Raw genomic sequence first — 20,704 nt, forward strand, 5'->3', positions numbered from 1 at the left:
CCATTCCCGTAAACTGAAAACCGTATACCGTAAACCTAAAATCCAATGGCTTGTTCAGCCAGATGTTCGCTTAAAAGCCCAGAATCTTGAACTCTGTGCGCCGGTTGCGCTGGTGCTCGTCTTCGGTTTTGGCGTTTTTAACGATCAACTGCGTTTCACCGTAGCCTTTTGCCTCCATGCGATCGGCCGCAATACCTTTCGACACAATGTAATCGACGGCGGCTTTGGCCCGGTTTTGCGACAGACGCATATTATAGGCGTCGGGGGCGCGCACGTCGGTATGCGAGCTCAACTCGATTTTCAGTGTCGGGTTGTCCTTCAGGATCGTAACCAACTTATCGAGTTCCTCGGCGGCATCGGGCCGGATGTTGTACTTATCCAGATCGTAATAAATGTTTTCGAGCACGAAGGTTTTGCCCAGCGACACTTTATCGAGCAGGATCGGTACTTCGAAGGTTGTATCGGTTTCCGCTTTTTTCAGGAAAATCGGCGGAATGCTGCGGCCCTGCATCGTAAACTGTTCGCGTTTGGTCAGGTAACCCGGCCGCTCGACCAGAATCGTGTAGTCTTTCCCTTCCTGGAGGGGGTATTTGCCAAACTTGCCGGGATCGCCCGTGAGGGCTTCGGCAATCGGCGTTCCGGAGCCGTCTTCGATGATGCTCACCTTAGCCGAATCGAGCGGAGCCTGCGGAGAGGCATTTTCCGAAACCGTACCGGCGATGAAATACCGCACCCGCTTGGGTGTTTCGGTTGGCGTGTTGGTTGCAATCGGCGGGTTTTCCGTGGTGGTTTCCGAATCGTCGAAGTAGTAAATATCGTCGTCGCCCTTGCCGCCTTCGCGGTTCGACGCAAAATAGCCTTTGTGGTTATCGATCAGCATCAGGCCGAAATCATCCGCCGGGGAGTTGATCGGAACGCCCAGGTTTTCGACGGAAATGATGCCCTGCGAACGGGTGGCAACGAAAATGTCGAGTTTGCCCAAACCGGGATGCCCGTCGGAGGCAAAATAGAGCTTGCCGTCGGCGGCCACGTACGGAAACATTTCGTCGCCCGGCGTGTTGATGTCGCGGCCCATGTTGACCGGGCGACTAAACCGGCCCGACGCGTCCATGTTGGTCCGGTACAGGTCGATACCGCCCACGCTTCCGGCACGGTTGGAGGCAAAGTAGAGCGTTTTACCGTCGGCCGAGAACGCCGGGCTGCCATCCCAGGCTGTCGAGTCGCTGATCGGTAGCCGAATGGGCTCGCTCCAGGTATTGTCCGTCAACCGGCTCAGGTACAGATCGACATCCAGACCGCCTTTGCGTTTGCCGTTGTTGCCCCGGGCAAAAATCATGGTTTTACCGTCTTTCGAGAAGGCCGGCGTGCCTTCGTTGGCGTCTTCTTTGAAGATGTTTGGGCTGAACTTCTCCGGATTGTTACCGGTTTCATCCGGTTTCTGACCGAGCTTGATTTTGTACAAACCGGTCATCGGCAAGCCGTTGTTCTTGTAGACTTTCTCTTTTCGGGAAGAGGTAAATACCAGTTCATCCCCGCGAATAACCGGCGAGTACTCCGAACCCGGTGAGTTCAGGTTGCCGATGTTTTTGGGTTGGTACGCAATTTTTTTCTGGTTGATGACCTCAATGGCCCGCAGCGTCTCGGCTTCGCGCCGGGCTTTTTCCAGGTTGACCTTACTGCCCGGTTTCGATGCAACATACTGATCCAGTTGGGTCAGGGCATCGGCGTATCGACCCTGCGCTTTCAGCGCGTAGGCGAAGTACATTTTGGCATTCGACTCCTGAATACCGGCTTCGATGGCTTTCTGGTAAAACGGAGCGGCCTGCGGAAACCGGTTCGACAGGCGGTAGGATTCGGCCAGCAGGTAGTTCAGCCGGGCCGCGTCTTCCACCCCTTTGCCGTTGGCGGCTTTCTGTAAATTCTCGATTGCGAGGTTGTATTCTCCCTGTTCGAATTGCCGAACGCCTTTTTTATAGACCTGCATGGCGGAATTGCATCCAGCCAACCCTACGGCCAGCCCCAGCGCCACCAGCAGGGAATAGGAGGTACTGATTTTCATAGAAGTAGTTAATGGTTTCTAGTTTATCGTTTATAGTCGAAGGAGTCGCTTAAAAAATCAGCCGTTCGCTCTGAAAACTATAAACCGTAAACTATAAACTGATTTTAACGGATATGCTGAGTTTGTCGCCAAGTTAACGATTTATCGTTTGGCTCTACATTTTAACGAACGGAAGTTGATTTTATTGGCGGAAAACCGGGTTTCAACCCGACCGGATTGAAACGAAAAATCCCGCCGGGAGCGGGCGGGATTTTTATAAGTAAGCTGCAATTGAATAGAAAACGCCTGAGTGGGGCAAATAGTTTAGTGGTTGAAAAATAACGGTATTATTTTCCAAATTAATTGCCGATTATTGGAATCCTGCTTAAAAACCGGCTTGAATGATTAATCTGGCCCTAAAAAAGAACCGAATAAGTCAGTCCGATGTCCCGAAGAAAACATGAAAAGGTTCGGTCCGGAAAACTTATCTTTGCCGGAACGCAACCATATGAGTGGATTTAAAAAATTAGCGAGCGATACCGCTCTGTACGGAATCAGCACCATTCTTGGGCGGATGCTGTACTGGCTGATGGTGCCGTTGCACACCCGGGTTTTCGAGCGGACCGGGGCGCTGGCTTCCAACGTCGAATTGTTCTCCTACATCCCGGTTCTGCTGCTGTTGTACACCCTCAGTCTGGAAACGGCTTTCTTCCGGTATGCGTCCCGGCAAAAGGAAGATCGGCAGAAAGTGTTCAACGAAACCTTGAGTATCGTGCTGACAATCAGTGTGGTGGTGACTTCGCTGATTGTGCTGCTCTCTTCTCAGATTGCCGACTGGCTCGACTACCCCGGTCAGCAGTTATTCATTACCTGGGTGGCCCTGATTGCGGCTACCGATGCCATCGTGGCCATTCCGTTTGCCCGGCTGCGGATCGAGAACAAGGCGCGGCATTTCGTGAAAACCAAGCTGATCAACGTCGCGCTGAATGTGGGCCTGAACGTCTTCTTTCTGGTTGTCTGTCCGCAGATTTACAACGGCGAATACCTGCTTTTCCTGCAACCTTTTGTCGATCTCTTCTATGATCCGTCGATTGGTCCCGGGTATATTTTCCTGGCGAATCTGATTGCCAATCTGATTTACTTTCCGCTGTTGTGGAAGTCGTTTTCGGGCTTCCGGTTTCAGCTTGATAAACCGCAGGTGCAAGTCCTGTTGGCGTATTCATTTCCGCTGATGCTCACCACGCTGGCCGGTAACATCAACATGCTGACCGACCGCTGGTTTCTGCGTCCGTTGCTACCGGAAGGTTTCTATCCGGGCCTGACCTCGGAGGATGCGCTCGGAATTTACGGAAACTGCTACAAGCTTTCCGTCTTCATGGCGCTGGCGATTCAGTCGTTCAAGTTTGCGGCCGATCCATTCTTTTTTTCCCGCGCCGAAGATAAAAATGCCCCCGGTTTGCTGGCGGAGGTCAACAAATGGTTCATCATCGTCTGTGTGATGATCTGGGTCGGTATCAGTCTGAATCTCGACTGGATCGGCCTGTTCATCGGCCGGACCTACCGGCAGGGGCTGGATGTGGTGCCGCTGCTGCTGCTGGCCAACCTCGTGCTGGGCGTGTATTACAACATTGCGTTCTGGTTCAAACTCAGTGACAAAACCGCCTACGGAACCGGTATCACGGCCTTGGGCGCTGCCGTGACGGTGGTGCTGAACGTGCTGCTGATTCCGATCATGGGTTACATGGGTTGCGCGGTGGCGTACCTGGCGTCGAGCGTTGTGATGTGCGTGACCTGTTACGTGCTCGGCGAAAAACATTACCCCGTTCCGTACGATGTGTCGTCGGCGCTGATCTACATCCTGAGCGGGGGGCTGCTGATTTACATCGCTTCCCAGATCGAGATTTCGAACCTCTGGATTTCGGTGCCATATCACCTGGTCTTGTTCCTGCTGTACGGGGCTACCATGCTGGTGATGGAGCGGAAAACGTTTGTGCCGCTGCTGGCGCGGGTCAGAAACCGGGGAAATAAAATTGTGCCCGAATCAGGCGGAGAATAAAGAGGCTGCGGTTCCGAACCCGGCAATCGCAACGGATTGAATCCCCGGATGGCTATTCCCATAAATCGCTGACAGGCAGGATGATATTTACTACTGCTATTAAATAGTTACTTCATTTACGGTTCTTTAACCGTTTCCTAAATTCCGGCGAGCCGCTTACTAAATACCTCATCGGTATACTGCCTTCGTATTGCTAACATTATACGGACAAGCCTGCCGGAATCCTCTGTTGTCTGGCAGGGCTACCTGTGGAGATTAGATTCCACTCAGTCGACAAGCGCTACGGTTTGCCGGTTTTTTTGCCGGTTTCGTTAAGCTCATTCACAGAAAGCAGTTCAGATCGATTTACCGCTCGTTACATGAAGAATTTGCACCAGGCCCTTGTCCTTATTCTCCTTCTTTTCGCAGCAACCAGTTGTATGACTACGCGGGTAGCGGCCAATTACGACAGCGATTCCGTAAAACCGCACAGGGCAACGAAAACGGCGTTTCTCTGGGGGATTGTCCAGCCCAAGGACGTACCGGCCCAGTGCGAATCGAAAGCCATCTGCAAAGTAAGCACCAAAACTAACCTGGGGTATATCCTGATTTCGGCTGTTACCCTCGGGATTGTCGTGCCCCAGCGGCTCATCTGGGAATGCTGCCCCCCGGTTGAGCGGGAGGAAATTATCCGATAACCCCCTAAATCCTTTCTTCACATGGACCTGCCGTTAGGAATTAAACCCCTGTCGTTTGAAGCGGAGGGCTGGACGTTTACCAATGCGCACGCAAACTTCCGCCAGAAACTGAAAAAAGGAAGCAGTTTCGAACTCACCGTTTCTGATCCGGAGTTCAAAGCAACGTATACCACCTTCAAAGACAGGTACAACAAAACGACGGAGAACATTCAGTGGCTGATTCAATACGCCATCGACCATCAAATCCGGCTCAGGGCGATGGGCAGTGGCTGGTCGTTCAGCAAAGTTGCCGTTTGCGAAGATGGGATTATCAATACGAAAAAACTTCGGTTAAAGGCGCAACTGGCGGCTTCGCAACTGGCACCGGCTTACCTGGATCAGGGTGGTGACCCGACCAATCTGCTGTTTGCCCAGTGTGGCAATTCAATCATCGAGGTCAATGATTTGCTGGAAAAAGAGCGCCAACCCGCTAAATCGTTACGGGCCTCCGGAGGGAGTAACGGGCAAACCATCGTCGGGGCTTTTTCGACGGGTACGCACGGAGCCGCTTTCAAGTTTGGTCCGCTCGCCAACTTCATCGTTGGGATGCACCTGATTGTCGGTCCCGACCGGCATGTATGGCTGGAGCGGGCTTCGTATCCCGTGACCTCCCCGGCTTTCCACGACTGGATCAGGGCGGAAGTCATCCGGGATGACGAGTTGTTTCACTCCGCCCTGGTGAGTTTCGGCAGTTTCGGGTTTATCCACAGCGTCCTGCTGGAGGTCGAGCCGGTTTTTCTGCTGGAACAGGAATTCAAAACGATTCCCTACGACGAGGCCCTAGAGACCATGATCCTCACCGGCGACTTCTCGGCGATAGCGCCCCGATTGAAGTACCCACTTCCGCAAATCAACGACACGCTGTATCACCTGGAACTGGCGATCAACCCGCATCATTTCAAAAAAGGTGATCCTGATCAGGGCGCTTATTTGCGAGTAATGTACAAGCAGCCTTACCGAACGGATTACGTGCCGTTTAAACCGGAAACCGAAGGGTATACGTACGGCGATGATGTGCTGGGGCTGATGCAGACGATACTGGATAAAATCGAAGTGCTGCCGGGAAAGCTGGAAGTCAAGTTGATCCCGAAGCTGGTGAACTCGCTTTTTAAACTGGCTTACGACCGGCCAGCAACCGCGATGGGGACCGTTGGCGAGACGTTCCGGAACACAATTTTCAGGGGGAAATTGTTCAGCGCCGGGTTTGCGTTCGACCGAAAAGACATTCCGCAGCTCATCGATCTGATTCTGGCCATCAACCACCAGCGGCCCTTTGCCGGTGTGATGGCCATGCGTTTTGTGAAGGGAACGCTGGCCACGCTCGGGTTTACGCGCTTCGACAACACCTGCGTTTTGGAACTGGATGGGGCGGATACCAAAAGCAACCACGAGTTTGTCCGACTCCTGGCCGAGACGGTCGAAGCGCAAGAGATTCCGTATGCTGTACACTGGGGTAAAATCACGACCATGCTCACACCGGAACGGGTCCGGAAAATGTATGGCGATCAGGCGGTTGATCGCTGGCTCCGGCACCGCGCCCAGTTGTTGTCGGAACCGGTCCGGAAAGTATTCATGAACGGTTTTCTGGAAACCTGCGGACTCGATCAGACGCCGTCAGAACCGATTCATACCTGAGCTATTCCCTGAGTTAAGAGTGCTGTTTGACAATCCGCGCGGGCCAATCGGCTCCGTTCTGTCGCATATACTCATGAGCCGAAGTGGGCCGAAAGTCGGTACAGGGTGGAATTGATTACAAACCGACCCAGGAAATCGGAATTTTCAGGACTGTGTATCCCGCAGCAACTTGTTGGCGTAAATGAACTCATTGAGTTCGGCGACCTTCGAGTTGGTGATGGTGGCGCTGGTGCCTTCCCACATTTTTTTGCCTTTGTAGAGAAACATGATTTTCTCGCCGATTTCCATCATGGAGTTCATGTCGTGGGTAATTACGATGGTCGTAATTTTGAACTCGTCGGTAATTTCACGGATCAGTTCGTCGATCTTGATGGAGGTCAGCGGATCAAGACCGGAGTTGGGTTCATCGCAGAACAGGTATTTGGGGTTCATGACGATGGCCCGGGCAATGCCGACGCGTTTTTTCATTCCCCCGCTAATTTCCGACGGCATTCGGTCAGCAGCCGCTTCGAGCCCCACCCGTTGCAGACAGAACTGCGCCCGGTCTTTCTTTTCGGCTGCTGACATATCCGTAAGCATGTCGAGCGGAAACTGCACATTCTCCAGCACGGTTTTCGAATCGAACAGTGCACCGCCCTGGAACAGAACACCCATTTCGCGCCGGATGGCTTTCTGGGTTTCCTGGTCGCCGTTTAGAAAGTCGCGACCGTCGTACAACACCTGCCCCACTTCGGGTTTGACCAGGCCGATCATGCACTTGAGCAGGACGCTTTTCCCGGTTCCGCTGCCGCCAATAATCAGGCTGGTGTCGCCGGGCAGAAACTTCCCCGAAATTCCCGCCAAAACCGTCCGTTCGCCGAAGGTTTTCTGAATATCTTTAATTTCAATCATGATGCTTGAGCTGTTACACAGAGTTAATCAGAGGTGATCAGAGTTACGCAGGGTTTTCTCTGATTATCCCTGATAAGCTCTGATTAACTCTGTGTAATAACGATAAACTCATAACAACAACTGCGCGAGTAAAAAATCCGCGGCCAGGACGGCGATGCAGCTATTGGTCACAGCCGCCGTTGATGCCTGTCCGACTTCCAGTGCCCCGCCCGAAGTGTAATAGCCTTTAAACGACGAAATGGTCGAAATCAGAAACGCAAACACCACCGATTTAATTAGCGCGAAGGTGACATTGAACGGGTTAAAATCGGAACGAAGGCCGTAGATATATTCTTCCGACGTAATAAGTTTGGCGGCTGTTCCGGCAATATAACCGCCATAAATCGACAAAAAACCGGACAAAATCACCAGCATCGGAAAGGTGATCATGGAGGCCAGCACTTTGGGCAGGACCAGGTACGAGCTGGAGTTGATGCCCATAACCTCCAGGGCATCAATTTGTTCTGTAATGCGCATCGTGCCCAAACCGCCCGCAATGTTGGAGCCGACTTTTCCCGACAGCACCACGCAGGTTATGGTAGGAGCCAGTTCCAGCACGGTCATATCGCGGACAATCAGCGAAATAATATACGTGGGTACAAACGGGCTGACCATATTATAAGCCGTCTGCACACAGGTTACGGCGCCGATGAAGGTCGAGACAATGGAAACGATGAAGACGGAGTTGATGCCAATTTGGATGCATTCGTCCAGAACCAGCTTGGTGTAAACCCCAAATTTTTCACGGTCCCGAAAGAGGGAGCCCAGGAAGATAAAATAACGACCGAGATAATGCATGACCGCAAATAACAACAAAACTACGGTAAAGATAGAACGGTTTTGTGCGTATCTTGCCAAAAACATTCCGGAGTCGATAGTCATATAAACCCAATCAGGCGTATTTCGTATAGATTGGCGGAGGCTAATGACCGTTGGCTAATTCTATGAATCCATTAGTAGTTGTGACGGGCGGCACCAAAGGCATTGGCCGGGCCGTGGTGGAACGGTTTGCCGAGGGCGGTTTCGACGTGGTGGTAAGCACCCGGAGCGAGAACGATCTAAGGCAGCTTAAACACGAAATCGAAGCGTCGGTGGCCGACGTGCTGGAAGGCTTTGATGAAGCGGTCATGCCAACCATCTTTCCGTTTGCGGCCGATCTGGCCCGCCGGGCCGACGTCGACCGGCTGATTGAATTTATTCGTTCGCTGGCCCGCCCGGTTCACGCCCTCGTCAACAATGTCGGTATTTTTCTGCCCGGTCAGGTCCATAATGAGCCGGAAGGCACGTTCGAGACGACCATGAACCTCAACGTCGCCAGCATCTACCACCTCACGCGCGGACTCATCGGCGATATGATGCAACAACGGCAAGGCCACATTTTTATGATGGGGTCGACGGCCAGCATTACGGCCTACCCGAACGGCGGTTCGTATTGTATCTCCAAATTTGCGCTGCTGGGGATGGCGAAGGTGTTGCGCGAGGAGATGAAACCGTACGGGGTGAAAGTGACGACCCTGCTGCCGGGGGCCACGTATACCGATAGCTGGGCCGCTTCCGGTTTGCCTGAAGCCCGGTTTATGCAGGCAGCCGATGTGGCCGAGGTCATCTGGTCGGCGTATAATCTATCGGTAGGCGCGGTGGTGGAAGAGATTCTGCTCCGGCCTCAATTGGGAGACATTAAATGAATGGAAAGAATAAACATCGAATAATGAATATTGAACACCGAATATCGAAATAAAGAACAGCGGGATAAAAAGGGCAAAACCGCTTCGTTATTCAGTGTTCAATATTCATTATTCGCTATTCAATCAAATCTTCCTTCGTATCTTGCGCGCTAATCGACAAAAACGACACAGAAAAGCATTAGTTTAACATAAAACTCCAGTAATGGAATCGGTTCAATATTTGGGTATTGACGTCGGCGGCACAAATGTCAAAATGGGCATCGTCGACGCACAAAGTGGGAACATTTCGAACTTCTACAGTCACGACACCGCCAGTTGGCGCGAATCCGGGCATTTCGTTGAGCAGTTTTCAGACGCCATCGCCCTTCAACTGTACGAACACAAGGAGATTAAGAAAGTCGGCATCGGCTTGCCCGGCATGATCAACCGGGAACGAACCATCCCCCTCGAAATCACCGCTATCCCCGAATTGAACGGCGTTCCGCTGGTGGAGACGCTCAAAAAACGGTTTGCCGACGTACAATTCTTTCTGGAAAACGACGCCAACGCAGCGGCCCTCGGTGAGTTTTACTTTGCCGACGAAAAAATTGATGAGAATTACATTTTCATCACGCTCGGAACGGGCGTCGGCGGAGCGGCCATCATCAATAAAAAAGTGTTTGTCGGGGGCGACGGCAACGCCATGGAGCCGGGTCATCTGCCTTCCCGGAATAACCGGGTGCTGGAACGGAACATCGGCAAAAAAGAACTGCTGGACCTTGCCAACGAACGGCGTCTGGAGTTTACGAAACCGACCCAATTGCCCGCCGACGGTAGTATCTCGACCACGAGCCTGGTAGCGGCTGCGGCCGTTGGCGATGAGCTGGCCCTGCAAATCTGGTCGGAAGTCGGCGAGATGCTTGGCGATGGGCTAGTGTCCCTGATTCGGGTTCTCGACATCAAGCAAATCCTGATCGGGGGCGGTTTGTCGGCTTCGTATGACTACATTCTCCCAGCCGTTCAGAAGCAACTCGACTTCTGGTTGACGCCGTATTACCAGAATGGCTTGTCGCTCAAACGCGCCACGCTCGGCAACGACGCCGGTTTGCTCGGCGCAGCGTCGTTGTGTTTTGAATAAGTTTGAAAGGCTCGATGGTTTGAGTGGTTGGAGGGTTCGTGAAACCGTTCAGCTATTCAAACCATTTTTACTTGTGTTGTTTTAAGCAGCGGTTTTGATGATATAATCTAACACATCGTCAATTCCGTACAGCTTCCCTTGGACTATTTGATAAAGTTCAGCGAAAGATTCGTAGGCTTCTTTTGTTTTTATTTCCTTTGATGAATAGGTAATAAAATCGCCAGAAGATGTCCATTTATGTTCAGGTATGGTGGCTAAATCTTGGATAGAGACATTTCCAGGATAATAGTACAAGTAATAGTGTCCTTCATCTGATTTGGTAACTGACCACTTAAATCTATCTTCATACGTAAAGAAGAGTTCATTTCCATCCACAGATTTAATGACGGTACTAATCAAGTTAGGATTAGCAATCATCGAGTTTACGGCTGCCACTATCTTATGCATGATCATCAACGGTTTATAATCTTACGGTAAGTAGACACATCAATATGTCTGATCTTCTCCCTCAATTCACTCACCAAACTGCGTTTTCGGGGTTCGGTTAGCAGGGTTATTTGTAAAATTACTAATCTTTGTTAATTGTTCCGAGAGGGCTGAATTGAGAATTTTGTTGCCGATAATTTGCCCTTCAATATCATTCAGCAGGTTAATAATCTCATACATCTGCTCTTTGTCAGCCGCTGTGTAGTCGTTTAATCGTTCAACTTTATATCGTAAATCGGATAAGGTGAGTTGAATGGAGTAGTTTACAATGGCATTCAAGGCAGACGTTAGCTTGTCCCGGTTTGCGATAAATACATAGATGGCAATTCCGGATGCCACGATCGTGAACGCGTTAGCCAAAAAGTTGACCCAAAAGTCTACTTCTTTCATTTGTAAGTACAAGTTTCCGTAAAAATAGGAAAATCAGGAAACGAAACAACCAGCTAACATTGGGAGGCTCAGTTGACGATCCGCAACCATGGAGCCATCCAACCATCAAACCCCTTCAAATAATATTCACCTCGGGATTCAGCCGGATTCCGAATTTTTCTTCGACCGCCTGTTGCACGCTGCGGGCAACGTTGAGGATGTCGGCACCGGTGGCTCCGCCGTAGTTGACCAGCACCAGGGCCTGTTTGGCATGAACGCCCGCGTTGCCGATTCGCTTCCCTTTCCAGCCACATTGTTCGATCAGCCAGCCCGCCGGAACTTTCACGGTCTGGTCGCCGGTCGGGTAGCCGGGTAGGGTCGGGTAGCTGGCTTTCAGCCGTTCATAGTCATCTTTCGATATTTCCGGATTTTTAAAAAAACTACCGGCGTTGCCGATCTCGGCGGGGTCGGGCAGTTTACTACGCCGAATCCGGATCACGGCTTCGCTGATGACCTTGATGCTCAGTTGGTCGTCCGACACGCCCATGCTGGCCAGCGTTTCCCGGATGGCCCCGTATTCCGTGTGAAAAACCGGCTTTTTGTTCAGGCGTAACGTTACGCTGCTGATGATATACCGGCCTTTGGCTTCGTGTTTGAACACACTTTCGCGGTAGCCAAACCGACAGTCGGCGTGGGTGAAGACACGAATTTCGCCGGTTTGAACATCGACCGCTTCGAGTTGATCGAATACCTGCTCGATTTCAACGCCATAAGCGCCAATGTTCTGCATGGGGGCCGCACCGGTCGTGCCGGGAATCAGCGAGAGATTTTCTAGACCGGCGTAACCGTTCCGGACACAAAACAGGACAAACTGGTGCCAGTTGACACCCGCACCTGCTTTCACGTAAACGTGTGCGTCATCTTCCCGGACAAGGGTAATGCCCTGAATGGCTATTTTGATCGCCAGCCCTTCAAAGTCGCGGGTGAATAGTACGTTGCTTCCCCCACCCAGAATCAGTTTGGGCACCGTCAAAAACTCCGTCAACTGAAAGAGCGTGCTGAGCTGTTCTTCGGCATCGATTTCGACCCAATAACGGGCTTTGGCATCGATACCGAACGTATTATACGGTTTCAGGGATACGTGGCTCTGAATATCTAGCATGGGTTAGCGCAGAATGCTACCTCAAAGTAAGTAAAAAGACCGCAAAACGTTGGTATCCCTACGGCTTCAGTCAACAACACGATCGGTCAATTGTTGTATAAGCAGATAGTTGCTACCTTTGCGACCAAGCGATGAAAGGACATTCTTATATCATTCAACGGCCCGGCGCGGTCATCCTGACGATTTTAATCGGATTGTCGGGCTGGTTTAGTTCGTGTGCTTCCTCGAAAGGAACCGCGTCGCGTTCCTCCTCGTCGTCGACCGATTACAATTCCTACAATGCGGATCTGTCAGCTACCCGGCCCCGGTATACGGTTGCGGCACCGTCTAATACCCGGCCTGCACCCGCCACCCCGGCTCGCCCAACTCCGGAAACGCCACGCCGGACGTTGCCGATGGCCGAACCCATGCATATCAATAAAAAACTTGACGCGATTCTGGATTCCATTGCCGTCAAAAACCGCTCGATTCGGTACGCACCCGGCTACCGGATTCAGATTTATGTGGGCGATGAGCGGGCCGAAGTGGATCGGGTCAAACGGTTTACGTATCAGAATTTTCCGGAATTGAATCCTTATACAACGTACCGGCAACCAACGTATCGGCTCAAAGTCGGCGATTTCATGCGTCGGGTCGATGCGGAGCGGTATCTGGTACAACTTCGGCAGCAGTTTTCGACGGCAACGCTCTTACCGGATCGCATCGAAATCCGGCGGAGTCTGTCAGTTAAATAATTCATGCCTATTTTTGTCAAAAATCTATGAAAAAAGCACTGATTACCGGCATTACGGGCCAGGATGGCTCTTACCTGGCCGAACTCCTGCTGGCGAAAGGCTACGAAGTCCACGGGATTAAACGCCGGAGTTCGCTTTTCAATACGCAACGCATCGATCATATTTACGAAGATCCGCACGAGAAGCACGTGCGGTTTCGGTTGCATTACGGTGATCTGTCCGATTCAACGAATGTAATCCGGATTATTCAGGAAATACAGCCCGATGAAATCTATAACCTGGGGGCCATGTCGCACGTCCGGGTCAGTTTTGAAGAACCCGAATACACGGCTCAGGTCGACGGGATCGGTACGTTGCGGGTCCTGGAAGCTGTTCGTCTGCTGGGTCTGACGCATAAAACCCGGATTTACCAGGCTTCTACCTCCGAACTTTACGGCGGGGTGCAGGGCCATGCCCAATCGGAATTGACGCCGTTTTATCCCCGTTCACCGTATGCCGTGGCTAAATTGTACGGGTACTGGATCACGGTCAATTACCGGGAAGCGTATAACATGTATGCCTGCAACGGCATTCTGTTCAACCACGAGTCGCCCCTGCGCGGGGAGACCTTCGTGACCCGCAAGATCACGCGCGCCGTGGCCCGAATTGCGCTCGGGTTGCAGGAAAAAGTCTACATGGGCAACCTTGACGCACAGCGCGATTGGGGCCATGCCAAGGATTACGTCGAAGCCATGTGGCTCATGCTGCAACAGGAAACCGCTGAGGATTTTGTCATTGCCACCGGTCAGACAACGCATATTCGGGATTTTATCCGGATGGCCTTTGGCGAAGTCGGTGTTGAGCTGGAATTCCGGGGCGAAGGCGTGAACGAAGTGGGTATTGTAGCAAAATCGGCCAACCCGGCTTTTCCCCTGCAAGTCGGGAAAGAGGTAGTTTGTATCGATGAGCGGTATTTCCGACCGACGGAGGTCGATCTTTTGTTGGGCGACCCGACCAAAGCGATGACGAAACTGGGCTGGAAACCCAAGTATGACCTGGCCGCTCTGGTGAAAGAAATGGTCGCGGCCGATGTCGAATTATTTCAGCGGGATCAATTGCTGGAGAAGAGCGGGCACCGCGTTATGAATTATTTCGAGTAAGATTTACCCCTAAATCCCCTGAAGGGGACTTTTGATCTGGACAGATTAAGTCCCCTTCAGGGGATTTAGGGGTAACTAAAAAACCGCCCGGTTCCGAAGAACCGGGCGGTTTTTTAGTTTATGATTCAGTCTTAAACCGGTACAGCGTAGTAGTACATCCGGGAGCTGTTCGGGTACATCCCGATCAGCATCAGCCCTTCGCCTTCTTTCGTGCTGTTCAGGGCGGTTTGCAGATCTTTCATGGTGCGAACTACTTTTCCGTTGGCTTTGACAATGATGAAACCTTCTTCAATATCGGTTTCGGACATTTTGCCCTCCCGGATCCGTTTCACCCGAACACCGCCATCAACGCCCAGCCGTTTGGCATCCGTTGCCGTCAGTTCTTCGAAGTCAGCGCCCAGCGAGCTCAGGCTGGCGGATGAATTCGAAGCCGAGATCGTTTCGCTTTTCTTGATGATATCGCGGCCCCCGTTGCGGTTGCGCAACTCGACCCGGAAATCACGCAGATCACCGTTGCGGTTGACGGTCATGGCAATCACATCACCCGGACGACGACGGCCGATGATTTCGCGCATCTGCGCGTCGGAGTCAACGTTCTGGCCTTCCATCTTCACGATGACATCGCCTTTTTTCAGACCGGCAGCGGCAGAAGCTCCGCCTTCAACCACCTCGTTGATGTAGATCCCGCGACCTACTTTCGAGCCCAGTTCCTGTGCCCGCAGGCTGTTTAGTTCGACCGGGATAATTCCCAGGTAACCGCGTTGTACATTCCCGTATTTCACCAGGTCGGCCGATACTTTTTTGACCAGCGAAACCGGTACGGCAAAACCGTACCCACTATAGTATCCTGTTGCCGAAGCGATGGCCGAGTTGATCCCGACCAGTTCACCGCGCAGGTTGACCAGCGCACCGCCGGAGTTTCCGGGGTTAATAGCCGCATCGGTTTGTATGAAGGCTTCGACCGGCGAATCCGGTTTCTCTTCGTTCCGGTTGATATTCTGGTCCAGAATACCAATCCGGCGGCTTTTGGCACTCACAATACCGGCGGTTACGGTTGATTCCAGATCCAGCGGATAGCCGACGGCCAGTACCCATTCGCCCAGTTTCAGAGCATCTGAATCACCCAGTGTGATCGAAGGCAGGTTTTTGGCATTGACCTGAATGACGGCCAGATCCGTCAGCGGGTCCGTACCGACAACTTTCGCTTTGAAGCTGCGTTTGTCGGTCAGAATAACTTCTACTTCATCCGCGCCCTGAACGACGTGGTTATTGGTTACAATGTACCCGTCCTGGCTGATGATGACACCAGAACCGGATGCCTGACCGCGTTGCCGTTGCGGAGCACCACCCCGGCCGAATTCATCGCCGAAGAAATCGCGGAAAATATCCGGAATCTGTTGTTGGCGAACCGTGCGCGTCATGGTGGTTTTGATATGGACGACGGCCGGGGTAGCAGCTTCAGCGGCATAGGCGAAATCACCCGGAGCCGATTGTGGGCCCGTCAGAGCCGCCAGACGGCCGATGGGGGCGTTTGCCGGAGTCGCTTCATTGAAAATAACATCCTGCTTGTTAAAGCCCAAGAAGTTATAAGCGGCCAGCGTGACAAAGCTCGATAAGAGAGCGATGATGGCTAAAGATTTCCAGTTGTTTTTCATGACTTGATTCTAAAATGGGTCGTTTACTGCTTTTGCTTCAGTTCACCAAGATAACGAAATCCACTTTCCCGAAAATTCGATTTCTTACTGCAATTAACAAAATTTAACAACGAATGTTGACAGGCCGGGCTATCAAAAAAAAGGAAGTGCTCTTTGGAAGACCGGGCAGCTTTCCGGAGCTTTATTCAATCCTTTAAGAACAAACTCACGGTTCAAGTGACAACTTCTGTACCAGCTTGTTGTTCGTGGGAGTTTATGCCATTCTGGCGGAGGTAGAATCATCCAATCTGCGGGGATGATGGCCATTTTGGCAGCTATTGGCCCGAACGACCGTAGATACTTTGGCAGACTGACAAACCGGCAAGGTTTCCTTCGGTGGTGAGTTGGTCAGAGAAGAGTCGAAGATTCTACAGGCGCAGAGAAAAGCCCGCCAAAAATGATCAATTGGAGACGGGTTTCATTTGCAGTTGCTCGCAGGCTTTCTCGGCGGCCGACTGCTCGGCTTTTTTCTTGCTGTAGCCGCTGCCCTGCGCAAACGGTTCGTCGTTGACCGTAACCTGCGAAATAAACTCCCGGAAGTGGTTGTTCCCGCGCTCGGAAATAATCGTGAACTCCACTTTCTTGCCTTCCCGCTGCGCCCACTCAATCAGGCGGCTTTTGTAGTTGGCATTGTTGCTGATGAGCGCTTCGAGGTCGTAATGACCCAGCAATTCCTTAAGGATAAACTGCCGGGTAAACCGGAATCCTTTGTCGAGGTAAATCGCCCCGACCAGTGCTTCGAGGGCGTCACCGTACATCGACGTGCGGGAGGGCACTATGCCCCGGCTGCGGCTGCCATCGTATTCGATCAGGTTTTCGAGCCCAATTTTGCGGGCAATTCCGTTGAGCGTTTCGCGGTTGACGATTCGGGAGCGGATTTCGGTCAGGAAGCCTTCGTCTTTGTAGGGAAATTTCTTGAAAAGAAACTCGGCAATGACCATGCCCAGCACCGCATCGCCCAGGTACTCAAGCCGTTCATTGGATTCTTTGAAACCTTTGATGCCGGTTTCTTTCGACGCGGACGTGTGCCGAAAAGCCAGTTGGTACAAACCCAGGTTGGAGGGGGCTTCGCCAATGATGTGTTCGACGGAACGCTTAAATTTTTTACGCTCAGCATTTCCTAATCCTAGCCGAAAAAGACTACGAATGGGTCCAAACACAGTATTAGCTAAAGCGGCTGTCACGCGGCTGATTACGACTCAATTTTGCGAAATATAACAGAAAAATTGTGACCGCCAAAACCGAATGTGTTACTCAAAGCGATAGCAATCGGACGTTTCTGCGCTTCGTTGAAGGTAAAATTCAGCTTGGGGTTAAACTGTTCGTCGTCCGTAAAGTGGTTGATGGTGGGAGGAACAATGCCGTGTTGCATGGCCATCAGACACGCAATGGCTTCGATCGCTCCGGCGGCTCCCAGCAAATGCCCCGTCATGGATTTCGTCGAACTGATGTTCAGCTTGTAGGCATGCTCACCAAAAACTTTCTCGATGGCGGTCGCTTCACTCACATCGCCCAGCGGGGTCGAAGTTCCGTGCACGTTGATGTAATCGACATCTTCCGGACCGATCTGGGCATCATTGAGCGCGTCTTTCATGACATTGAGCGCCCCGAGTCCTTCGGGGTGGGGGGCCGTAATGTGGTAAGCGTCGGACGACATACCGCCCCCGATGAGTTCGGCATAAATCTTAGCACCCCGGGCTTTGGCGTGTTCGTATTCTTCCAGAATGAGTGCCCCGGCGCCTTCACCCAGGACAAAACCGTCGCGATCTTTATCAAAAGGGCGTGAGGCCGTTTCGGGCGAGTCATTCCGTTCCGAGAGGGCGCGAAGGGCATTAAAACCGCCTACCCCGGCTTCGGTGACGGCGGCTTCCGAACCGCCGGAAATCGCAATGTTCAGGCGACCCAACCGAATGAAATTGAAGGCGTCGATCATGGCGTTGGTGGCCGAAGCGCAGGCCGAAACCGTGACGTAATTGACACCCTGAAACCCGTAGCGAATGGAGAGCATGCCCGATGCGCTGTCGGCAATCATTTTTGGGATAAAGAAGGGATTGTAGCGGGGTGAGCCATCGCCGGTAGCGTAGTTTTTGACTTCGTCTTCGAAGGTTTTGAGCCCTCCTATGCCGGACCCCCAGATTACTCCGGCTTTGTTTAAATCCAGCTTTCCGAGATCAAGCCCGGCATCTTTTACCGCTTCGTCGGCCACGATTAAGGCATATTGAGCGAAGGGGTCCATTTTACGAGCATCCTGACGAGGAATAAACTGGTTGATGTCCAGGTTTTTAACTTCGCAGGCAAATTTAGTCCGAAATTTTTCGGCATTAAATTTAGTAATCGGACCGGCGCCACTTACACCGGCAGATAAGCCGTTCCAGAACTCTTGTACTGTATTACCAATCGGCGTAAGAGCGCCCAGGCCGGTGATTACTACTCGTTTAAAAGACATAAAGTGAACTCAAAAAACGAAACGCTTATTTCACATTCTCTTCCAGGTACGTGATGGCCTGGCCTACCGTACCGATATTCTCCGCCTGATCGTCCGGAATAGAGATGTTAAATTCTTTTTCAAATTCCATAATCAGTTCGACGGTGTCGAGCGAATCCGCGCCCAGATCGTTGGTGAAGCTGGCCTCCGGCGTTACCTCCGATTCCTCAACACCCAGTTTTTCAACAATGATTGCTTTTACTTTGTCTGCAATTTCTGACATTTCTGTATGCGTTTGGGGTTCTAAAAAACTGTGCAAAGAAAGAGATTTAAAACAGTATTGTCAAATAATTTTTTCTATCGAAAATCGTTAAAAAAGGCTTGGTTTTTTTTGTAAAAAGACAGATTAACAGCTTCTTACAAAATATAATTGCATTCTAAAACCGCTAGTTGAAGTACAAACCGGTTCAGTCTGAAAAGTCCTAAATCTTGTCGGCAGTGATTCGTAAAATGGTTGTTGAAAAGCTTTTGAGTGCACGAAAGTGGGGCAGAGAGTTGTTGGGGAAAAGACGGTTTTGGGCCCGATAATGCGGTAGCCGACGGAGCAACCACCAATCCGCCGATGAAGAGGAAGACGGTCGGAAGCAGCAATTGTGTAGCTTTGCACGAAAATTTCGATTCCTGTGAATATTCCAAAGCTGAAACAGACCGAATCCCGCAATTTTTTCCTGATTGCGGGCCCCTGCGCCATTGAAAGCCGTGAAGGTGCGCTGGAAATTGCCGAAAAGCTGGTGGACGTGACGAACCGGCTGGAAATACCGTTCATTTTTAAAGGATCGTACCGAAAAGCAAACCGGACCAAACTCAATTCCTTCACCGGGATCGGCGACCTGCCCGCTCTGGAAATTCTGCGGGAAATCGGAGAACGTTTCATGGTCCCGACGCTGACTGACTTTCACGAAGCCCACGAGGCTGCCATGGCGGCCGAGTACGTAGATGTGCTGCAAATTCCGGCTTTTCTGTGCCGCCAGACCGATATGCTCACAGCCGCTGCGCAAACCGGGAAAGTGGTCAATATCAAAAAAGGGCAGTTTATGTCGGGGGATTCGATGGCGTTTGCCGTCGAAAAGGTGCAGTCGGTCAATCCCGAAGCGCCCGTTTTCCTGACCGACCGGGGCAACTCATTCGGCTACGGCGACCTGGTGGTCGATTACCGGAACCTCCCGGCCATGCAGGCTCACGGTGTTCCGGTGGTGATGGACTGCACGCACTCACTGCAGCAACCCAACCAGGCATCGGGCGTGACGGGGGGCAAACCGGCCCTGATTGCCACCATCGCCAAAGCCGCCATTGCGGTCGGGGCAGATGGCTTATTCATCGAAACGCACCCCCGGCCCTCGGAAGCGAAGTCTGACGGGGCCAATATGCTTCCGCTGGATCAACTCGAAGAACTATTGAAAAAGCTACTACAAATCCGGAAGGCGATTTTATAAGAACCGTCAGTAGAAATTCAGGAACCGTTCCTCTTGTGGAGAACCAGCCTTCGTTTGTATGCAAACCCGTTACACGACCAATCCAACCGATTTTAAACAGTACGATACCGAACGGATTCGCCGGGAGTTTCTGATCGAGAACCTGTTCCGGGCTGATGCGTTCGAGCTGGTGTATTCGCATTACGACCGGATGATCGTGGGCGGCATTATGCCGCTGACAAAACCCCAATCCCTGCCTACGGATGAGGAACTGAAAGCTGATTTTTTCCTGCAACGGCGCGAACTGGGAATTATCAATGTTGGTGGCGAAGGCACCGTTACGGTTGATGGTCAGGTTTTTAGTCTGGCTAAGAAAGATTGCTTGTACGTGGGATTAGGCAGTCGGGAGGTGGTGTTTGCCAGCAACCGGGCGGAGCAGCCCGCTAAATTTGCCCTGCTGTCGACACCGGCCCACCGGGTTTGTCCGACCGCCCGGCTGACCTCGGCCGAAGCCTCGCCCACGGATATGGGAGCTCCAGAAACCGCCAACCAGCGGACTATTTACAAATACATTCATGCCGACGGTTTGAAAAGTTGCCAGTTGGTCATGGGGCTGACGACGCTCAAGCCCGGAAGCATCTGGAATACCATGCCGCCCCATGTCCATGACCGGCGGATGGAAGCCTACATTTATTTCGATATTCCCGAAAATCAGCGGGTTTTTCACCTGATGGGGCCTCCGCAGGAAACGCGGCATGTGCTGGTTGACACCGATCAGGCTATTCTCTCGCCCCCCTGGTCAATTCACGCGGGTGCAGGTACGTCCAGTTATTCGTTCATCTGGGCGATGGCCGGTGAGAATTACACCTTTACGGATATGGATTTTGTGATCCTGAACGAAATACGGTAATGTACTGGCTGGCTTTGGAGAAGAATTTGAAACAAGACGAGCTATATGGGAAATTTATCCATCGACAAATACATTGCTCTTGCGAATTAACATTCTGATTATCAGTTGTATAATGAGTGGAAGCGCGGGAGGGTAA

19 protein-coding genes are annotated in these 20,704 nt (G+C 51.8%); 9 read left to right on the forward strand and 10 right to left on the reverse strand.

Annotated features, from left to right (window positions below):
• Positions 1-70 precede the first annotated feature (70 nt).
• Entirely contained in the window at positions 71-2,059 is a 1,989-nt protein-coding gene (locus tag ACO2Q8_RS12225; protein WP_423345096.1) for an OmpA family protein, read from the reverse strand.
• Positions 2,060-2,546: 487 nt separating this feature from the next.
• Here ACO2Q8_RS12225 and ACO2Q8_RS12230 point away from each other — a divergent pair, with 487 nt between their 5' ends.
• The 3 genes from ACO2Q8_RS12230 to ACO2Q8_RS12240 all read left to right on the forward strand — a co-directional run bounded on the left by ACO2Q8_RS12230 (position 2,547) and on the right by ACO2Q8_RS12240 (position 6,445).
• Entirely contained in the window at positions 2,547-4,094 is a 1,548-nt protein-coding gene (locus ACO2Q8_RS12230; protein WP_423345097.1) for a polysaccharide biosynthesis C-terminal domain-containing protein, read from the forward strand.
• Positions 4,095-4,513: 419 nt separating this feature from the next.
• A complete protein-coding gene (locus ACO2Q8_RS12235; protein ID WP_423345098.1) occupies positions 4,514-4,771 on the forward strand; it encodes a Bor/Iss family lipoprotein in 258 nt (85 codons plus the stop codon).
• A gap of 21 nt (positions 4,772-4,792) precedes the next feature.
• Entirely contained in the window at positions 4,793-6,445 is a 1,653-nt protein-coding gene (locus tag ACO2Q8_RS12240; RefSeq protein ID WP_423345099.1) for an FAD-linked oxidase, read from the forward strand.
• A 144-nt stretch (positions 6,446-6,589) separates the two neighbouring features.
• Here ACO2Q8_RS12240 and ACO2Q8_RS12245 read toward each other — a convergent pair whose 3' ends face one another.
• Both ACO2Q8_RS12245 and ACO2Q8_RS12250 read right to left on the reverse strand, forming a co-directional pair.
• The gene (locus ACO2Q8_RS12245) at positions 6,590-7,336 is read right to left on the reverse strand and encodes an ABC transporter ATP-binding protein (RefSeq protein WP_423345100.1); all 747 of its coding nucleotides are present in this window, start codon (positions 7,334-7,336) and stop codon (positions 6,590-6,592) included.
• 108 nt (positions 7,337-7,444) lie between these two features.
• Positions 7,445-8,173, reverse strand: coding sequence for an MlaE family ABC transporter permease (locus ACO2Q8_RS12250; protein ID WP_423345101.1), 729 nt, complete (start codon positions 8,171-8,173; stop codon positions 7,445-7,447).
• 146 nt (positions 8,174-8,319) lie between these two features.
• Between ACO2Q8_RS12250 and ACO2Q8_RS12255 the strand changes: the two genes are divergently transcribed.
• Positions 8,320-9,060 (forward strand): SDR family oxidoreductase, encoded by a 741-nt coding sequence (locus tag ACO2Q8_RS12255; protein ID WP_423345102.1) that lies wholly within the window; start codon positions 8,320-8,322, stop codon positions 9,058-9,060.
• Between the two features lie 202 nt (positions 9,061-9,262).
• Complete coding sequence (locus ACO2Q8_RS12260; RefSeq protein ID WP_423345103.1) at positions 9,263-10,177, forward strand: ROK family protein; 915 nt, start codon at positions 9,263-9,265, stop codon at positions 10,175-10,177.
• Between the two features lie 81 nt (positions 10,178-10,258).
• On the opposite strand, the gene ACO2Q8_RS12265 is transcribed toward ACO2Q8_RS12260, so the two are convergent.
• The 3 genes from ACO2Q8_RS12265 to murB all read right to left on the reverse strand — a co-directional run bounded on the left by ACO2Q8_RS12265 (position 10,259) and on the right by murB (position 12,194).
• A complete protein-coding gene (locus ACO2Q8_RS12265; protein WP_423345104.1) occupies positions 10,259-10,624 on the reverse strand; it encodes a hypothetical protein in 366 nt (121 codons plus the stop codon).
• 66 nt (positions 10,625-10,690) lie between these two features.
• Entirely contained in the window at positions 10,691-11,053 is a 363-nt protein-coding gene (locus tag ACO2Q8_RS12270; protein WP_423345105.1) for a hypothetical protein, read from the reverse strand.
• A 115-nt stretch (positions 11,054-11,168) separates the two neighbouring features.
• Positions 11,169-12,194 carry a UDP-N-acetylmuramate dehydrogenase gene (murB, locus tag ACO2Q8_RS12275; protein ID WP_423345106.1) on the reverse strand — a complete coding sequence of 342 codons (1,026 nt, stop codon included), beginning with the start codon at positions 12,192-12,194 and terminating at the stop codon, positions 11,169-11,171.
• A gap of 131 nt (positions 12,195-12,325) precedes the next feature.
• Between murB and ACO2Q8_RS12280 the strand changes: the two genes are divergently transcribed.
• Together ACO2Q8_RS12280 and gmd are read left to right on the forward strand one after the other, a co-directional pair.
• Entirely contained in the window at positions 12,326-12,928 is a 603-nt protein-coding gene (locus tag ACO2Q8_RS12280; protein WP_423345107.1) for an SPOR domain-containing protein, read from the forward strand.
• 26 nt (positions 12,929-12,954) lie between these two features.
• Positions 12,955-14,067, forward strand: coding sequence for a GDP-mannose 4,6-dehydratase (gene gmd / locus ACO2Q8_RS12285; protein ID WP_423345108.1), 1,113 nt, complete (start codon positions 12,955-12,957; stop codon positions 14,065-14,067).
• A gap of 131 nt (positions 14,068-14,198) precedes the next feature.
• Here gmd and ACO2Q8_RS12290 read toward each other — a convergent pair whose 3' ends face one another.
• The 4 genes from ACO2Q8_RS12290 to ACO2Q8_RS12305 all read right to left on the reverse strand — a co-directional run bounded on the left by ACO2Q8_RS12290 (position 14,199) and on the right by ACO2Q8_RS12305 (position 18,469).
• A complete protein-coding gene (locus ACO2Q8_RS12290) occupies positions 14,199-15,722 on the reverse strand; it encodes a Do family serine endopeptidase (protein ID WP_423345109.1) in 1,524 nt (507 codons plus the stop codon).
• A 440-nt stretch (positions 15,723-16,162) separates the two neighbouring features.
• Positions 16,163-16,921: a ribonuclease III gene (rnc, locus tag ACO2Q8_RS12295; RefSeq protein WP_423345110.1), complete on the reverse strand. Its 759-nt coding sequence runs from the start codon at positions 16,919-16,921 to the stop codon at positions 16,163-16,165.
• Between the two features lie 32 nt (positions 16,922-16,953).
• Positions 16,954-18,207 carry a beta-ketoacyl-ACP synthase II gene (gene fabF / locus ACO2Q8_RS12300; protein ID WP_423345111.1) on the reverse strand — a complete coding sequence of 418 codons (1,254 nt, stop codon included), beginning with the start codon at positions 18,205-18,207 and terminating at the stop codon, positions 16,954-16,956.
• Between the two features lie 25 nt (positions 18,208-18,232).
• Positions 18,233-18,469: an acyl carrier protein gene (locus ACO2Q8_RS12305; protein ID WP_038121612.1), complete on the reverse strand. Its 237-nt coding sequence runs from the start codon at positions 18,467-18,469 to the stop codon at positions 18,233-18,235.
• Between the two features lie 394 nt (positions 18,470-18,863).
• Here ACO2Q8_RS12305 and kdsA point away from each other — a divergent pair, with 394 nt between their 5' ends.
• Both kdsA and kduI read left to right on the forward strand, forming a co-directional pair.
• Complete coding sequence (gene kdsA, locus ACO2Q8_RS12310; RefSeq protein ID WP_423345277.1) at positions 18,864-19,679, forward strand: 3-deoxy-8-phosphooctulonate synthase; 816 nt, start codon at positions 18,864-18,866, stop codon at positions 19,677-19,679.
• A gap of 58 nt (positions 19,680-19,737) precedes the next feature.
• Complete coding sequence (gene kduI / locus ACO2Q8_RS12315; RefSeq protein WP_423345112.1) at positions 19,738-20,568, forward strand: 5-dehydro-4-deoxy-D-glucuronate isomerase; 831 nt, start codon at positions 19,738-19,740, stop codon at positions 20,566-20,568.
• Positions 20,569-20,704: the final 136 nt, after the last annotated feature.

It is taken from the genome of Larkinella sp. VNQ87 (genome assembly GCF_049445795.1).
GTDB lineage: Bacteria > Bacteroidota > Bacteroidia > Cytophagales > Spirosomataceae > Larkinella.

What these genes read in the sequence shown, in the direction of transcription:
- ACO2Q8_RS12240 (WP_423345099.1), top strand. Translation starts at nt 4,793, where the DNA reads ATGGACCTGCCGTTAGGAATTAAACCCCTGTCGTTTGAAGCGGAGGGC.
- ACO2Q8_RS12260 (WP_423345103.1), top strand. Translation starts at nt 9,263, where the DNA reads ATGGAATCGGTTCAATATTTGGGTATTGACGTCGGCGGCACAAATGTC.
- fabF (WP_423345111.1), bottom strand. Translation starts at nt 18,207, where the DNA reads ATGTCTTTTAAACGAGTAGTAATCACCGGCCTGGGCGCTCTTACGCCG.
- ACO2Q8_RS12230 (WP_423345097.1), top strand. Translation starts at nt 2,547, where the DNA reads ATGAGTGGATTTAAAAAATTAGCGAGCGATACCGCTCTGTACGGAATC.
- ACO2Q8_RS12245 (WP_423345100.1), bottom strand. Translation starts at nt 7,336, where the DNA reads ATGATTGAAATTAAAGATATTCAGAAAACCTTCGGCGAACGGACGGTT.
- gmd (WP_423345108.1), top strand. Translation starts at nt 12,955, where the DNA reads ATGAAAAAAGCACTGATTACCGGCATTACGGGCCAGGATGGCTCTTAC.
- kduI (WP_423345112.1), top strand. Translation starts at nt 19,738, where the DNA reads ATGCAAACCCGTTACACGACCAATCCAACCGATTTTAAACAGTACGAT.
- ACO2Q8_RS12255 (WP_423345102.1), top strand. Translation starts at nt 8,320, where the DNA reads ATGAATCCATTAGTAGTTGTGACGGGCGGCACCAAAGGCATTGGCCGG.
- ACO2Q8_RS12305 (WP_038121612.1), bottom strand. Translation starts at nt 18,469, where the DNA reads ATGTCAGAAATTGCAGACAAAGTAAAAGCAATCATTGTTGAAAAACTG.
- ACO2Q8_RS12250 (WP_423345101.1), bottom strand. Translation starts at nt 8,173, where the DNA reads ATGCATTATCTCGGTCGTTATTTTATCTTCCTGGGCTCCCTCTTTCGG.
- ACO2Q8_RS12280 (WP_423345107.1), top strand. Translation starts at nt 12,326, where the DNA reads ATGAAAGGACATTCTTATATCATTCAACGGCCCGGCGCGGTCATCCTG.
- murB (WP_423345106.1), bottom strand. Translation starts at nt 12,194, where the DNA reads ATGCTAGATATTCAGAGCCACGTATCCCTGAAACCGTATAATACGTTC.
- ACO2Q8_RS12290 (WP_423345109.1), bottom strand. Translation starts at nt 15,722, where the DNA reads ATGAAAAACAACTGGAAATCTTTAGCCATCATCGCTCTCTTATCGAGC.
- ACO2Q8_RS12270 (WP_423345105.1), bottom strand. Translation starts at nt 11,053, where the DNA reads ATGAAAGAAGTAGACTTTTGGGTCAACTTTTTGGCTAACGCGTTCACG.
- ACO2Q8_RS12225 (WP_423345096.1), bottom strand. Translation starts at nt 2,059, where the DNA reads ATGAAAATCAGTACCTCCTATTCCCTGCTGGTGGCGCTGGGGCTGGCC.
- ACO2Q8_RS12265 (WP_423345104.1), bottom strand. Translation starts at nt 10,624, where the DNA reads ATGCATAAGATAGTGGCAGCCGTAAACTCGATGATTGCTAATCCTAAC.
- ACO2Q8_RS12235 (WP_423345098.1), top strand. Translation starts at nt 4,514, where the DNA reads ATGACTACGCGGGTAGCGGCCAATTACGACAGCGATTCCGTAAAACCG.